This window comes from Phycisphaerae bacterium (assembly GCA_018003015.1).
Classification (GTDB): domain Bacteria; phylum Planctomycetota; class Phycisphaerae; order UBA1845; family PWPN01; genus JAGNEZ01.
In genome coordinates this window covers 1-13,459 of sequence record JAGNEZ010000001.1, presented here as the reverse complement: position 1 = coordinate 13,459, position 13,459 = coordinate 1, and the positions used below count along the sequence as shown (strand labels likewise).

11 protein-coding genes and 1 other RNA gene are annotated in these 13,459 nt (G+C 64.9%); 6 read left to right on the top strand and 6 right to left on the bottom strand.

What is annotated here, in order from left to right:
• Together KA354_00060 and KA354_00055 are read right to left on the bottom strand one after the other, a co-directional pair.
• Entirely contained in the window at nucleotides 1-639 is a 639-nt protein-coding gene (locus KA354_00060) for a hypothetical protein (GenBank protein ID MBP7933010.1), read from the bottom strand.
• A 49-nt stretch (nucleotides 640-688) separates the two neighbouring features.
• Nucleotides 689-1,291 (bottom strand): sigma-70 family RNA polymerase sigma factor, encoded by a 603-nt coding sequence (locus tag KA354_00055; protein MBP7933009.1) that lies wholly within the window; start codon nucleotides 1,289-1,291, stop codon nucleotides 689-691.
• 166 nt (nucleotides 1,292-1,457) lie between these two features.
• On the opposite strand from KA354_00055, the gene KA354_00050 reads away from it, so the two are divergent.
• Entirely contained in the window at nucleotides 1,458-2,303 is an 846-nt protein-coding gene (locus KA354_00050; GenBank protein ID MBP7933008.1) for a pantoate--beta-alanine ligase, read from the top strand.
• A 150-nt stretch (nucleotides 2,304-2,453) separates the two neighbouring features.
• On the opposite strand, the gene KA354_00045 is transcribed toward KA354_00050, so the two are convergent.
• A complete protein-coding gene (locus KA354_00045) occupies nucleotides 2,454-4,685 on the bottom strand; it encodes a VCBS repeat-containing protein (GenBank protein ID MBP7933007.1) in 2,232 nt (743 codons plus the stop codon).
• 146 nt (nucleotides 4,686-4,831) lie between these two features.
• A complete protein-coding gene (locus KA354_00040) occupies nucleotides 4,832-6,106 on the bottom strand; it encodes a Gfo/Idh/MocA family oxidoreductase (protein ID MBP7933006.1) in 1,275 nt (424 codons plus the stop codon).
• Nucleotides 6,107-6,399: 293 nt separating this feature from the next.
• On the opposite strand from KA354_00040, the gene KA354_00035 reads away from it, so the two are divergent.
• Complete coding sequence (locus KA354_00035) at nucleotides 6,400-7,830, top strand: hypothetical protein (GenBank protein ID MBP7933005.1); 1,431 nt, start codon at nucleotides 6,400-6,402, stop codon at nucleotides 7,828-7,830.
• A 55-nt stretch (nucleotides 7,831-7,885) separates the two neighbouring features.
• On the opposite strand, the gene KA354_00030 is transcribed toward KA354_00035, so the two are convergent.
• Complete coding sequence (locus KA354_00030; GenBank protein ID MBP7933004.1) at nucleotides 7,886-8,386, bottom strand: hypothetical protein; 501 nt, start codon at nucleotides 8,384-8,386, stop codon at nucleotides 7,886-7,888.
• A gap of 92 nt (nucleotides 8,387-8,478) precedes the next feature.
• Nucleotides 8,479-9,627, bottom strand: a complete 1,149-nt coding sequence (locus KA354_00025; GenBank protein ID MBP7933003.1) for a radical SAM protein — start codon at nucleotides 9,625-9,627, stop codon at nucleotides 8,479-8,481.
• A gap of 121 nt (nucleotides 9,628-9,748) precedes the next feature.
• Here KA354_00025 and KA354_00020 point away from each other — a divergent pair, with 121 nt between their 5' ends.
• The 4 genes from KA354_00020 to dnaX all read left to right on the top strand — a co-directional run.
• On the top strand, nucleotides 9,749-10,387 hold the full coding sequence (locus KA354_00020) for a hypothetical protein (protein MBP7933002.1): 639 nt from the start codon (nucleotides 9,749-9,751) through the stop codon (nucleotides 10,385-10,387).
• Between the two features lie 128 nt (nucleotides 10,388-10,515).
• A complete protein-coding gene (locus KA354_00015; GenBank protein MBP7933001.1) occupies nucleotides 10,516-11,736 on the top strand; it encodes a peptidylprolyl isomerase in 1,221 nt (406 codons plus the stop codon).
• A gap of 49 nt (nucleotides 11,737-11,785) precedes the next feature.
• An RNA gene (gene ffs, locus KA354_00010) (signal recognition particle sRNA small type) lies at nucleotides 11,786-11,884 on the top strand.
• A gap of 113 nt (nucleotides 11,885-11,997) precedes the next feature.
• On the top strand, nucleotides 11,998-13,459 hold a 1,462-nt coding region (dnaX, locus tag KA354_00005), incomplete at its 3' end, for a DNA polymerase III subunit gamma/tau (protein ID MBP7933000.1).

Sequence of the window (13,459 nt, the reverse complement as noted above, 5' to 3'; positions counted from 1 at the left end):
TCACAACGGCGGGGTATCCAACATGTCGGCCGAGATCGGCGAGGATGCCGATCCGTGGGCGGTATAGACTCGCCAGGATGGCTGATTCTCGCGAGCCTTGTCGATTCGTCGAGTGGCCTCCTGCAGCTCGGCGGACTGGACGTAGTTTACCTGAACGACGGACGCCTGGGCAGTGGGAGGGCTCATGGTCGCGGCTGGGCGATCGTATTGCACGAGGAGCACGCCGCCCTGGCCGTGGTGTGGCGCTCCGAGGGTCACGACCTCTGCCGGTTTCCGGTTGTGATGCGTAACCGAGCCGGGAGGGCGGCTGGCCAGGATGACAAGCGCCAGGACTGCCGCTGCGGCCAGGGGCGCGGTCACTCGCAGCCAGCGTGGGAAGCGGATGAGCCGGGCGGCTGAGGACTGCGTTTCGACCGAGTCCATGACCCGCGACCGAAATCGCGCCCAATCGACGTTCGGGACGTCCTGCCGCCGGGCGACAAGGGCCTGATTCAGCCGGGCCAGCGCATCGCGCGAGGCCCGCAACTCAGGCTCGCGCTCGAGTCGGGCTGCAAGCTCAATTTCTTCGGGCTCCGTCAGATCGCCGTCCAGCAGCCTGCTCAGCAGCAACTCATCACGCTCGTCGATTTGCCTGTTCATGACGGCCTGCCCCATGCGGCGATGGAGTATACGCTATGTCCCGTGTCCCTCATCTGGTCAGCTGGTCCCCTAAAAGCTCCTTCAACTTCTTACGGCCCTGGAAGACGTTCCACTTCACGGTTTCGAGGCTGCACTCCAGGACCTCGGCGATGTCCTTCTGGGCCCAGCCCTCGACGGTGAACAGCAACAGGGCCAAACGCTGCTTCTCAGGCAGCCGCAGGAGGGCAAGATCGACGGCCGTTTGCAGCTCCCGGCCTTCGGTCCGGCGATCTGGCCCGGGGCTGAACGTGGTCCGGTCGGAATCGTTGCCGGTGCCCTGTTCCTCGTCCAGCGTGACCGACTGGTTCGACCGCCGCGAGCGGCGGGCGTTCAGCGACAGGTTGCTGACGATTCGCAGCAGCCAGGGGCCGAATCGCGTCGGGTCGTGCAGCCGTGACAATGACTGGTACGCTTTCAGGAAGGCGTCCTGGGCGATTTCCTGAGCGTCATCGCTGTTGCTCAGCAGTCGGTAGGAAGTCGCCACCGCGGCCCGCTGGTACGTCTCCACCAAATTGCCAAAGGCGCCGGAATCCCCAGCCAACGCGGCACGGACCCAGGCGGCGTCTCGCTTGCCTGCGTCCTCCGTGAACAGCGGCCGGTTCGATTCCGTCATTGGTATAGACACCGCGGCCATAAAAGGGTTAGATGCGAGAAGTTCATGACGGCCAAGGAAGAGTATCGGCCGTTCCGGCGGCCTGTCAACGCCATGCCGTTTGGGCCTGACGGCTGGGTGGTGCGGCGGGCTTCTTTTCGGGCCATGCTGCTATAGGTGCTTGTCAATGCGAAAGATAGATACAATCCACGATCTCCGAAGCGGCCTTGCCCCCGCTCGCCGTGCCGGCCGGACGATCGGGTTTGTACCCACCATGGGGGCCCTGCACGAGGGGCACCGCTCCCTCATGCGGATCGCGCGCCAACAGTGCCAGGAGGTCGTGGTGTCGATCTTCGTCAACCCGACGCAGTTTGGCCCGAGCGAGGATTACCAGCGGTATCCCCGCCCGGCCGAGGCCGACCTAGCCTGTTGCGCTGACGAAAGAGTAGACACAGTATTCATGCCTTCGGTTGAGGAGATGTATCCGGTGGGCGAGACCACGCGCGTGGCAGTCGCCCGCCTCACCGAAGGGTTGTGTGGGCGGTTTCGTCCGGGCCACTTCGATGGGGTGGCCACGGTGGTTGCCAAGCTGTTCAACATCGTCCAGCCGGACCGGGCCTATTTCGGCCAGAAAGACGCCCAGCAGGTCGCGGTCATCCGGCGGATGGTCCGCGACCTGTGCTTCCCGTTGGAGATTGTTACCTGTCCGATCATCCGCGAGCCTGACGGTCTGGCCATGTCCAGCCGGAACATGTACCTGTCCCCTGCCGACCGGAGGCAGGCGCTCTGCCTGTCCGGGGCGCTCAGGTGGGCTCAGCAGACGATCGCCGCCGGCCAGCGTGATGTCGCGGCGCTGGTGGCGGAAATGCGCAAGCGGATTGCGTCGTCCGGTTTGTGCCGGATCGACTATGTTGAAATCGTCGACGCGGACAACCTCGTCCCGAAGACGACGGTTGCCGGTCGATGTCTCATTGCTCTGGCCGTCCACATCGGACCGGCCCGGTTGATAGACAACGTTGTGGTGGAAGGGTGAGGCTGCAAAGCCGAGGAGTTCAAACACCGACGGCCAGAAGTGAGACGTCGAGACAGTCAGGGCGATCCAGCCGGCGGGAAGGGGAGCACGCCCGCGGCAAGGCCTTGAGGCCTTTCCGCATGCAGGGACGTGGCACGGGATGTGGCAGGCTCAGCGTGCCGCCTTCTCCCCGGTCGGCAGCTGCTGGAAGATGAACACGCCCTTCTTGTTGGCGGTGACCAGGTCAGGGAGTCTGTCTCCGTTGAGATCCACAATCGCGAGGTGCAGGCCGACGCCGCTGTTGGTGTCGATGGTATGCCTGAGCCAGGTTGGGCGGCCGGCCTCGCGTTTCTGCTCGAACCAGAACAGGCAGGCGGGCTGGAACGAGCCGGGATCGTTGCCGTTGTGGGCCCAGAAGCGTTTGCCGGTCACGAAGTCGGGGAGGCCGTCGCCGTTGATGTCGGCCACCGCGATGGCGTGAGTTTGGGAGATAGCGTCGTCGATGTCGTGCCTTTGCCAGCCGTTCGGTGTTTGCTCGGTCCAAGCGATGCCGTAGCGGTGGGCGCTGGTGCCAAGCACATCGCTGTCGCCGTCGCCGTCGAAATCCGAGACGCAGAGTTGGGCCTCGCCGAAGAGGGTTGCGGCGTGGAACGGCCAGGGGGTCGCTTTCTTGTCGGCTGGGCCTTCGTACCATCCTTGGGGAAAGACCACGTCGAGCCGGCCGTCGGCGTTGATGTCGCCGACGCCGAGCCCGTGGGCGGGGGGCGGGGCTGACTTGTCGGGTGGTGAGATGGGCGTCATGGTCCAGGGTCGGGCGGGGTCCTGGCCAGGCTGGGCCAGGGCACACTGCCCCTTCCCGTCGTCCACGAAGATGAGTTCTTTGCGGCCGTCGCCGTTGATGTCGGTGTAGGCGGGTGTCTCGTTGCCGGTTTGTTCGATGGCCAGATACTGCTTCCAGGTCTCGCCGCGTTTGCCGGGATTGGCGAACCAGAACGTCTGCTTGCCCGGGAAGCCGACCTCCACGAGATCGAGCTTGCCGTCACCATTGACATCATCGGCGAAGCACAGGAACGCATCGCTATAGCCGAAGCGGTTGAATTCCCTGGCCTCGGCGAGGATGGGGACCCTCTTCCAGTCGGGCCCGGCGTAGTAGACGCTTCCCGCAGCGATGTCGAGTTGGCCATCGCCGTCGAGATCGGCCACGGCCACGCCCTCGCTGCGAAAGGCGGTGTCGAGCTGCAGCTTCTTGAAGCCGACGGGGGTGGCGGCCTCAGGCGGGATGTGATGGGCACGGCGGATCCGGTCGATGATATCGCCCAGATCAGGCGAGCCGGGCAACAGACCGTGGGCGTCGATCCAGGCGGACTCGTCGGCCGGCTGGGACGCGTCGGGGAGGGGCATGAGCTGTTCGGATTCGGCGGTGGTCTCGGCGGTGATGGCCGTGATCCGCGGGATTGGGAAGCGGTCGGGCTGCGCGACCAACCGGATCTTCTCGATCACTTCGGCGCGGGTCTTGATCACCAGGTAGTGCTGGTAAGGATCCGCGGAGGCGTGGAGGTACATAGCCGGTGACGGGCTCAGCGTTTTGTAGGTTCCGTCGAGCGTGAAGCCGCACATCAGGGGAAAGACGTCGGGCGAGCTGGCGCGGTAGTGGACTTCGATACCCGCGAAGGACTCGAGCGGTTTGAAGTGGTGGGCGGTGCAGCCGAGGAAGAACAGGCGGGTTGCGGTGAAGCCGCAGGGGATCTGGACCGATCCGCTGCCGGGGACGACGGTATATGCCTCGGCAAGCCGTTTGAAGGGAACGCCGCCGGCGACGGTTTCGTAGCGCATCTCCTCTTTCTTCTGCGTCTGGGCCCAGCCCCTGGGCATGCCGTTCTTGAAGTCGACGCGTAGGGCGTCGCCGGCGTCAATCCAACCGATGCCCATCCAGGCGAACGCGCCGCCGGCATCGCCGTCGCGGGCCTCGATCCGGACCTCGGTTCCCTGGAGCCCGCTCACGTCCCATTCACGTTCCTGCATGGCGTCGTTTTGCGGCGGGGCGGTCTTCATCAGCACGTTGCCCTTGCGCGCATCGACCAGGGCGACGAAGTTGGCCCCGTGGCCGCCGGTCTGTCCGTCGTGGCCGCAGATGGTGAAGGTGATCTTCCTGGCGCCGATGATGAACGGCGGCGAGGTCATGACGCCCGTTCCGGCCTCTCCATGGCCTAGCGAGGACAAATAGGGAGTGACCTTGGCATTGGCTCCGTTCTTGTCGAGCACCGCCCAGGTTGAGCCGGGCGAGGGGGCAGGGACCTTCAAGGCCCTGTATTGCCTGGAAATCGAGCTTGCATCCTGGGCCATGCTGGCCGCGGACCCCACGCTCCCGATCAGAGCGACGAGCATCCAGGAGTTCTTTTTCACAGTCGTATTCTCCTCGCGTAACAGATGGGACGACAAGCGTCGTGCCAACGAATCATCCGATGGTTCTCACCGCGTTCATCCTGAGCCACTGACGACTCGGCGGTCAGACGCCGGTACCACACCGGCCTGGTGATGCGTTCCTCACCCTATGTGATGGTGGGCAGCTCCCAGCCCTTGCGGCGGGGGCGGTCCAGGTAGGCATTAGCCTCCTCATCGCCGGGGAAGACTTCCCGCTCCGGATCCCAGCGAAGCCGACGCCCGATCTGGCGAGCGATATTGGCCAGGTGGCACACGCTGATCGAGCGGTGGCCGATCTCCACATCCGCGTTGGGGCGCTGGCGACTCTTGATACAGTCGATCCAGTTCTGCATGTGCGGCCGCGAGACCCAGTCCGGCCCTTCCCAGGCCTTGGCCACGCCCGGGTCGGGCGGATTGGCGACCACGCCGGCCGGCTCGGTAGTGAACACGTTGCGGTCGATGACCATCTTGGCGTTTTCGCCGATGAACACGCCGCCTCCCATGGGGCCTTGGGGCATGTCGTAGTCCACCTGGATTCCGCCGGGGTACTTCATCGAGACAGCGCCGTGGGGGCCGGGGCTGGTTGGCCAGATTTCGACCGGGCCGCTATCGCTCATTCCCAAGGCCCACTGGATCTGGTCGACGCCGTGGGCGCCCCAGTTGGTCATTTCGCCGCCGGAGTAGTCGCGCCAGCCCATCCAGCCGAACTGAAGGGCGTGGTTGAAGGGGCGGGCCTCGGTCTGGGCTTGCCAGACGTTCCAGTCGTCGCCCTCGGGGACTGGCTGCGGCGGGAGTCCCTCGTAGTCGCGCGGACCGGTGTAACAGACGCCCTGTGCTTTCTTGAGTCTGCCCAGGCCTCCCTTGTGCACGAAGTCGCAGGCGAATCGGTTCATTTCCATGGTTCGCTGCTGGGAGCCGACCTGGAAGATGCGTTTGTACTTGCGGACGGCGTTGACCAGTACCCGTCCTTCTCGGATGGTCAGCGTGAGCGGTTTCTCGGCGTAGATATCGAGGCCGGCCTGGCAGGCATGGATGCAGGGCAGCACGCGGGCATGATCGGTGGTGGCCACGACCACGGCGTCGAGTTTCTCCTTCTCGAGCATTTTCTGGTGGTACTGATAGCTGGTCCACTCGGTCTTCTTCTCCTTGAGCGTCTCGACGCATCGCTGGAGATAGCAGTCGCAGATGGCCACGATGCGGCCTTCCGCGGGGACATGGTTCATCAGTTGGCGGGCGCGGCCGCCGGTGCCGATGAAGCCGAGGATGACCCGGTCGTTGGCTCCCGGCCGGCCGGGAGCGGCCAGGACTCCACCAGGGATGATGTAGGGTGCTGCCACGCCGATGGACGCCGCCGCCCCGCGTTTGAGAACCGCCCGTCGAGAGATCTGATTTCCAGAAGTCATTACCCCGCACCTCCTGAGTGGCATGCCGAATGAGGTTACTGGGACCGGAAGCGGGCCACTGAGGGTAAGAGTGTATTCCGGGGCTGCGATTGCGCCAATCGTCCGGCTTTTATGGGGGTGGTGAGGGGACGGGGCTTGCGGGCCTACCCAGCCTGCCCTGGCCTCGGAGAGGCTTACCCTGGTGGTGCGTGGAGTGGGTGGTGGGGATCGCGGGGCTCGTTCCGGCGCCCGACCCTTGGGTATTCGTCGGCCCTCTCGAATTCCGCGTTGGGCCGGTTACCATGGGGGCCATCATGAAAGCCATCCTGGGCCTCGACATCGGTACTACCACCATCTGCGGCGTGGGCGTCTCGACTTCGGGAGAACTGCTGGTTTCGGTTGAGCGGCCGAACGACTCGGCGGTAGCCGGTCTGCCGACCGGTCGTACGGAACAGGACCCGCGGCGGATTCGGGAGCGGGTTGTGGAGGTGCTGTCCGAGCTGGGTGAGCGGATCAGCGATGTGGCCGGCATCGGCATCACCGGGCAGATGCACGGGATGATGTGTCTGGACGAGCGTGCCGAGCCGTTGGGCAACCTGGTGACCTGGCAAGATGGGCGATGCCTGGAGCCGGATGCTCACGGGCGGAGCAGCCTGGAGCAGATGCGGATTCTGGTGCCGGCCCGGGTGTGGGATGCGTGTGGCTGTCTGCCGGCCAGCGGCTTCATGGGCAGCACGCTCTTCTGGCTCTCTCGGGACCGGGCCACGCTGAGAGGTGTGGTTCGGGTCAGCTTCGCGGCCGACTGGATTGCCGGCTGGTTGACGGAACAGATGCCAGTGACCGATCCCAGCCATGCCGGCAGCGCTGGTGTGTTCAATTTGGCCGCGATGGCGTGGCATCGCCGCATCTGCGAGGCCCTGGATTTGCCTGTCGAACTGCTGCCTCCGGTCAGGGAGTCGGGCGAGGTGATTGGCCGGTTGTCCGCGGCAACCGCCCGAGCCACGGGCTTGCCTGCGGGCACGCCGGTATGCAATGCCATCGGCGACAACCAGGCGAGCGTGCTCGGCAGCATCGCACAGATGGACAATTCGGTCCTGGTGAACCTGGGTACGGGTGGGCAGATCAGTTGGGCGATACCGGGGTTCAGTCGAGCGGAGGGCATGGAGACTCGGTATCTACCGATGAAAAGGTATATGCTGGTTGGAGCCAGCCTATGTGGCGGGCGGGCCTTGGCCTGGCTGAACGACGTGGTTCGTGAGTGGATCGCCCCGTTCGCCGGGGTACCCGATCGAGAGACGGTCTACGCTCGCCTGGTCGGTCTGGCTAGTCTCGCTCCGGGCGGTGCGGGCGGGCTCACCGCTCGGACCACCCTCGCTGGGACGCGTACCGACCCTCTTCTGCGAGGTTCTTTCGAGGGGGTCTCGCTCGACAACTTCAAGCTGGGGAACGTGGCCCGCGCGGTGCTCGAAGGCATCATCGAGGAGTTGTGCGCGTTTTACCGTTCCTCGGTCGGAGAGCGTGATTCCGATCACACCGTCGTCGTGGCGTCGGGCAACGCGGTCCGCAAGAACCCCCTGTTCCGGGAGATCATTTCCTCGCGTTTTGGCCTCCCCGTGGTGGTGCCCAGGCATCGCGAGGAGGCCTCGTTTGGTGCCGCCCTGCTGGCCGGTGTGTCGACCGGCGTCTGGCCGGATCTGGGTGCCGCCGGTCAGCATGTCGGGTATGCGGCTCATACACCTGAGTAGTCGGCTTGGCTTTGGATGGTCGGCGTCACGGGCCTTGAGCCGGGTGGGTGGATTGTCACTTCCTTTTTTGGCAATTCTTCATGGATTCTGGTGTAGCCGCCCCGACGAGGAGTGGAACGGCTCGCGTCTGTGGCAGGGAGTTCTGGAGGCCGGCAAGTGGTCGGGCTCGGGCAGGCCATTGTCGGCCGTCGCGGCGGGCGGGCGGTGACTGGGCGGTGGGTGACCGGGCCAGCAGTCCCTGGAAGTTGTGGACATGAACCCCGTGAGGGTGGAACGTCCGCAGCACCATGGTCGCCGCGGCTCCGACCTCGGCGTGGCGGTGATGCGAGAATCGGACCTGTTCTTCGGTCGCGATCGCGTGTATCTCGAGTTGCCCGCTATCGGCGTAGTTCTGGAGCGGCCCGAGCTGCCGCTCTCGCCGGGTGCAGACGACGGCCACCTGCCGTCCGCGGCGAAGCCACTCGCCGGCCGTGGTCATCGAGGGCAGTGCTCCACCGCTGGGTGGGGCTGTGTCGAAGAACGGTGTGATCAGCAGTGTCCGAAGCGGCTGGGGCATTGCTGAGTGTTATCGGCTGCCCGGCGCTGGTGTCGCCCACTCCGGTGCTCGATGCTGCATGCCGCGGTCGCGGGGACGCGCAGGCAGCCGGGTTATGGTGGCTGGGGCCGCGGCGGGTACTCGCAGTACGGCTCCTCGGCCAGAAGGTCGCCGTACTGGTAGAATGCCCGGGCCCGGCATCCGCCGCAGATGGTCTTGAACTCGCACGCCCCGCACTTACCGGTCAGCTTGCTCGGGTTGCGGAGGTCGCTGAAGACGGTACTCTCGCGCCAGATGTCCCCGAAGTTCTGGTGTCGGATGTCGCCACAGGCCACGGGCAGATAGCCGCAAGGGAAGACCTGTCCTTGATGAGAGACGAAGCAGACGGCCGTGCCCGCCAGGCAGCCCTTGGTGATGCTGTGGAGCTGGCCGTGCGGATGGTTGGCGGGATGGTCCCGGGTTTGGGCGTATCCCGCTGCATCTCCTGACGTGGTCTGGTCGGCGTGCCGGGGGGCAGAGGCCCGGCGTGCGATCTTGCCCTGCTGCCGGATGATTCGGTAGTAGTGGGGGGCGCAAGTGGCCTTGATCTGGAGGGATGTGCCTTGCTCCAGATGGTAGATTTCGAGCAGTCGCTTCTCGACCTCGGTCGTGCTGAGCATTTGGCTCTGGGCGATCTGTTCACCGCAGCCCACCGGGACGAGCAGGAAGTAGTGCACGGCCACCGCGTTTGTTCGCTTCCCCAGTTCGAGGATCTCGCCGAGCTGGTGTTGGTTGTGCCGAGCGATAGTGCAGTTGATCTGCGTGGCGACGCCTGCGGTTCGCAGGTGCTCGAGGGCCTGCACGGAGCGGCCAAACGAGCCCATCTGTCCGCGGAAATGGTCATGGGTGGCCGCGTTCGAACCATCCAGGGAGACACTGACTCGATCGAAGCCGGTCTCGGCGATGCGTTCGGCGAGGGGGGCGTCGATCATCGTGCCGTTAGTGGCCAGAGCGACCAGCAGTCCGGCGTTTCTAGCATGGGCGGCCAAGTCGAAGATGTCCGGCCTCATCAGCGGCTCGCCGCCCGAGAGGACCAGGACGGGACGTCCGACCGCGGCGATCTGGTCGATGAGTCGCCGGCCCTCCTCGGTGTTCAGGTCGTTGCGCATGAGTTCCTTGGAGACGTCCAGCCGGCGGCAATGAATGCATTCGAGGTTGCAGCCAGCGGTTGTCTCCCAGAAAACCAGTCGAAGCGGTGGGGGCATGGGCAGCTCCATGGTCATGAGTGCGTGCCTGCGGCCTTGCTCCGGCCCATGATAGAGTGGCGACAGGGTCAAGGCGAGCCGTCCATCAGGCGGCGGCGAAGCCGGGCCGCGATTGGCGCGGGAGGGGATGGGCACTAAGATGGGCGTGATGCGAGATGGCACGGAGATGCTTGTCGGAACGGGGATTAGGCTCCTCTGGGCTTTCGGGTTGGCGGTCTGCACGATGGGTGGCTGCGAGTGTTCGGGGAACCGGAAAGCCGAGGACGGACCGCAGATCGACCGGCCGGACCTGGCTCGCCAGATTCCTGGTGCGCCACGCCCGACGGTGGTCTTTCCTCCTGATTGCCGCCAGGCGGACGCAACGGTGAACAAGTTCATTGAGCACTGCCTGGATGTTTGTGGGCGCGGAGACTACGACGCCTACCGCCAGCTTTTCGGGGTGGATTATCGGCCCACCTCGGAAGCGGACTTCAAGAAGGTTTGGCAGGGCGTGAAGGGGGTAACGGTTCGGAAGGTGTTTCCGAGGCCCAAGGATCCTCTGCACCGCTGGTATGTTCTGGCCAAGGTGGAGCTTAGGAATCCGGACTCGAAAGGTCGCCGTGAGCGCGATGTGCCGCTGATGGTGTTCAAGGAAGGTGATGTGTGGCGTCTGGGACCGGTTCCCAGGGAGGACATTGAGGTTATGCGGGTGGTGGCCAGTCAGCCGGGGATGGGTTTGGCGAACAAGTCCGTCGGGGCTCCCGCGAGCCGGCCGGCGACCGCATCGGCTCCGCGCTAGTCTGCGTCGGCCGCGAGGAGCGGTGTGTATAAGGGTTGAGCCGGGAAGCGCCCCGAAGGGGGCTCGTCGTCTGTAAGATTCGATGCATCATGAGGTTATCAGCGGACTGGGCCTGAGAGACAGCTTGCATGCGAACCTGGATCTACCTATTGGGAATCGCGGCGGCGACGACGGCCTTCGGGTTGGGTGAGGCCACGGGCAAGGAGGAGGCCCGCGGCCCGGCGACTCAGCCTGCGCCGATCATCGCGGCCTGGCTCCGGACGGACCGGCCGCTGGTTCAAGCCGGGCGGGAAGTGTGGATCGACTTCATCCTCACCAACCTGACGACGGCGCCGGTCAGTCTGCAGATTCCCAGGACCACGAGCGAAGGGGCGGGTGCTCCGCTTATGGGATTGCCCACGGCTCACGTGTTCAGCGGCGTGGGTTTCTCAGGGCTTTCCATCCGCGACGTTCATGGCGACGCGTTTGACACCTCGGTGTCGGTTTCGCCCCGCGGTCTGGTGCCGGCCATTCAACTGGCTCCGCACGGATCGGTCGGTGTACGGCTGGAGATGAGCCAGTACTATGATTCTCTTCGACGCCCCGGCAAATACACGCTGGTCTGGCGTCCGTATGAGGGGGCGGTCGAGTCGCCGCCGCTGCAGATTCAGGTTCTGCCTCAAAGGCAAGCTGTGTTCACGACCAGCTTCGGCAAGATGAGGATGCGGTTCTACTACGAAGAAGCTCCGAACCATGTTCAGAACTTCATCGAGCTCGTCGAGCAGCGGTTCTACGACGGGCTGACCTTCAACCGGATCATTCCCGGTGGTCTGATTCAAGGTGGCGATCCCCGGGGTGACCGGCGAGGTGTGCGATCGGACGGCAAGCGTCTGGTTGCCGAGTTCAGCAACATCCCGTTCGAGTTGGGCACTGTGGGCATGGCCAGATCGATGCGCGACCCTGATTCCGCGAGTTGCCAGTTTTTCATCTGCCTGGGGCGGCAGCCGTCCTTTGACGGCAACCAGACGGCTTTTGGCTATCTGGTGGGAGATGAGTCGTTCGAGACGCTTCGCAAGATGGCCGCTATCCCGGTAGGGAACGACGACCGCCCGCGGGAGCCGGTTTACATTCAAGCCATATCGCTGGAGAATATGCCACTGAAGGAGTGGGACCGCGACACGAGTCCTCGGGCGATTGGAGGGAACACCAGGAGCGCGACGACTCGGCCGTCGGGGTTGAGCAAGCTTGGGCCCCAGGGAGCGGCGGGTTCCGCGATGGCAGGCGCGAAGAGCGATGACGGCAAGGTTGGCCCGTCGCCCGTGCGGCCAAGGCCGGCGGACAGTCAGCCGGCGAATCCCGCGCGCAAGTGAATCCGGCATGGCCGGTAAGGAGACAATCGACTGAGTCGATCACATTGAGGGTCGGGTCCCATGCAGTGGGGCTGAGGGACAACGGGTCAGGACCTAACGGTAGCAGCCCAGCCTTTGTGTTCCAGGTGCCGTGGTCAACCTGGCCCTCAATGTGGTAGACTCAGGGCTTCGTCAGGGGAGCCGCGGGCTGGATTGCCGGCCTGCGGCTCTCCGGGTTTACGCGGCCGTACGGGCGACGGGCCGGGAGGAGCTGGAGCTTCGATGGCATATACCGTTTTAGCCAGGAAGTACCGGAGCTGGACGTTTGACGAGTTGGTTGGGCAGGAGGCCGTAGCCACCACGCTCAAGAACGCGATCAACAGCGAACGTGTTCACCATGGCTATCTGTTCACCGGCACGCGTGGGGTGGGCAAGACCTCGGCGGCCCGGATCCTGGCTCGTTCGCTGAATTGTCTGGCTAGCCCCAAGCCGACGGTTGACCCCTGCCGCAAGTGCGAGTCCTGCACGGCCATTGCCGAGGGGCAGGACGTGGATGTGATCGAGATCGACGCCGCGAGTAACACGGGGGTGGACAACATCCGCGAGCTGCGGGGCAACGCGATCTATCGTCCCGCCCGATCCCGCTTCAAAATATACATCATCGATGAAGTGCACATGCTGAGTACGGGGGCGTTCAATGCCCTGCTCAAGACGTTGGAGGAACCTCCCGGGCATGTGAAGTTCATTCTGGCCACGACGGAGCCGCACAAAGTGCCGGCCACGATCCAGAGCCGCTGCCAGCGGTTCGATTTCCGGGCGATCAGCGTGGACCGGATCGCGGCCCATTTTGACTGGATTCTGGAGCAGGAGGGTGTGACTGCCGAGCTGCAGGTCATCCGGCGGGTGGCCCGGCTGGCCAACGGCTCGATGCGTGACGGCCTGTCGCTTCTTGATCAGCTGATGGCCATGGGCGGCGATCGGTTGACGCTGGAGATGATCGACGACGTGTTGCCGGCGCCGCACGACGAGGCGTTGACGCGGCTGATCGGGCAACTGGCGGACAAGGATGCGGCCGGTGTCCTGGCGTCGTTGGACGAGTGTCTGGCGGCCGGATACAGCCTGGAGCGGCTGGCCGAGTCGCTGGTGGAGCAGCTTCGGGCGCTGATGCTGCTTCGGGTATGCGGCGAGCAGACGATGCTGGTGGATTTGCCGGCCGACGGGCGTGATGGGATGATCGCTCTGGCCAGGCGTTTTGAACCGGAGGCGTTTGTTTACATGATGGCGGTGTGTGAGGACCTGCGGCGCAACGTCCGTTACAGTGCTCTGGGTCGAGCCTTGACCGAGGCGGCCATGGTCCGGCTGGCTGGTCAGGTGGGCTACCGCTCGGTGCAGTCGTTGCTGGATGAGCTGACGGGTTCTGCGCCGGGGGAGTTGGCTTCTTCCCGTCCGGCTCCTTCTCGTCCGGCAGCGGCTGGGGTGCGGGCGGTCGCCGCTCCTGTGCAGCCAGCGGATCAGAAGGTTCGCGAGGAGGCCCCGGTGGCCAAGCCGGCCGCTTCGCGGACTCGTTCGCGCGGATCGGCTTCGCCGCCTGCTCCAGCCAAGGGCGCCACCCAGGCCAGTCGCGCGGACATCGAACAGGCCCGGGCGGAGCCGTCCGTGCGGCAGGCTCTGGACCTGTTCGGAGGGACGCTGGTCAATGTGGAGCGGGTCAACGGCGGCGAGCCGCCGTTGACCCGCTCCACAT

Coding starts and splice junctions, on each gene's coding strand:
- KA354_00060 (MBP7933010.1), bottom strand. CDS start 639: ATGAACAGGCAAATCGACGAGCGTGATGAGTTGCTGCTGAGCAGGCTG.
- KA354_00055 (MBP7933009.1), bottom strand. CDS start 1,291: ATGACGGAATCGAACCGGCCGCTGTTCACGGAGGACGCAGGCAAGCGA.
- KA354_00050 (MBP7933008.1), top strand. CDS start 1,458: ATGCGAAAGATAGATACAATCCACGATCTCCGAAGCGGCCTTGCCCCC.
- KA354_00040 (MBP7933006.1), bottom strand. CDS start 6,106: ATGACTTCTGGAAATCAGATCTCTCGACGGGCGGTTCTCAAACGCGGG.
- KA354_00035 (MBP7933005.1), top strand. CDS start 6,400: ATGAAAGCCATCCTGGGCCTCGACATCGGTACTACCACCATCTGCGGC.
- KA354_00030 (MBP7933004.1), bottom strand. CDS start 8,386: ATGCCCCAGCCGCTTCGGACACTGCTGATCACACCGTTCTTCGACACA.
- KA354_00025 (MBP7933003.1), bottom strand. CDS start 9,627: ATGACCATGGAGCTGCCCATGCCCCCACCGCTTCGACTGGTTTTCTGG.
- KA354_00020 (MBP7933002.1), top strand. CDS start 9,749: ATGGGCGTGATGCGAGATGGCACGGAGATGCTTGTCGGAACGGGGATT.
- KA354_00015 (MBP7933001.1), top strand. CDS start 10,516: ATGCGAACCTGGATCTACCTATTGGGAATCGCGGCGGCGACGACGGCC.